Genomic DNA, 1224 nt, shown 5'->3' on the forward strand with positions numbered 1-1224 from the left:
ATATACCGGCCTCAAGGACGCCTACAAATCGCTGATCGAGGCGCTGTCGCATGGCGGCCTGGCCAATCACGTCAAGGTCAAGCTCGACTGGATCGAATCGGAGATCTTCGAAAAGGAGGATCCGACGCCGTGGCTGGAAAAGGTGCATGGCATCCTGGTTCCCGGCGGCTTTGGGGAGCGCGGCTCGGAAGGCAAAATCCTGGCGGCGAAGTTCGCGCGTGAGCGAAAAGTGCCGTATTTCGGCATCTGCTTCGGCATGCAGATGGCCTGCATCGAGGCGGCGCGGTCGCTGGCCGGCGTCGAGCATGCGTCTTCGACCGAGTTTGGTCCGACCGAGGAACCGGTCGTCGGCCTGATGACCGAATGGCTGAAAGGCAACATGCTGGAGAAGCGCCGCGAAACCGGCGATCTCGGCGGCACGATGCGGCTCGGCGCCTATCAGGCCGAGCTCGCCAAGGGCTCCAAGATCGCCGAGATCTACGGCGACACTCAGATTTCCGAGCGCCATCGCCACCGCTACGAGGTCAATGTCGACTACAAGGAGCGGCTTGAGGATTGCGGCCTGGTGTTCGCCGGCATGTCGCCCGACGGCGTGCTGCCGGAAACGGTCGAATACCCGGACCATCCCTGGTTCATCGGCGTGCAGTATCATCCGGAACTGAAAAGCCGGCCGCTCGACCCGCATCCGCTGTTCGCCAGTTTCATCGAGGCAGCGGTGGAGCAGAGCCGGCTGGTGTAGGCCGGTCGGCCATGCAGACCTATGTCGCGCTGCTTTACAGCATCATTCTGGGCGAGGGCCGCCGGGTCGTCATGGCCGATCTCAAGGCCATGGCGGAAGATCTCGGGCTGAAGAACCCGCGCACCCTGGTGGCGACCGGAAATCTGGTCTTCGAGGCGCCGGCAACTGATATTGCCGACCTTGAACAGCGGCTGGAGGCAGCCTTCGAAAAAACCTTCGGCCGCCATGTCGACATCATCGTGCGTGGTGCCAAGGACTGGCTGAAGCTTGCCGCCGGCAATCCGTTCCCGGCCGATTCGGCCAAAGCAGGCGATCAGGTGGCCGTACGGGTGATGCGCAAGCCTGCGCCCGTGGAGGCCGTGACGGGGCTCCAGGCCTATGCCGGCGAGGATGAAAAAGTGACTTCGGTCGGCGGCGACATCTGGGTCGTCTTTTCGCGCGAGAGGCCAAGCTCGCGGCTGCTTGCGGCGATGAATCACAAGCGC

At 63.2% G+C, this 1224-nt stretch carries 2 protein-coding genes; both read left to right on the top strand.

Annotated elements, in window-relative coordinates; translation table 11 throughout:
- A partial coding sequence (locus EN969_RS31775; protein ID WP_127419769.1) for a CTP synthase occupies positions 1–739 on the top strand: 739 nt, incomplete at its 5' end.
- An 11-nt stretch (positions 740–750) separates the two neighbouring features.
- Positions 751–1224, top strand: a 474-nt coding sequence (locus EN969_RS31780; RefSeq protein ID WP_164758699.1) for a DUF1697 domain-containing protein, incomplete at its 3' end; no start/stop codon positions are given.

This window comes from Mesorhizobium sp. M7A.F.Ca.CA.003.01.2.1, from assembly GCF_003998945.1.
GTDB classification, from domain to species: Bacteria; Pseudomonadota; Alphaproteobacteria; order Rhizobiales; family Rhizobiaceae; genus Mesorhizobium; species Mesorhizobium ciceri.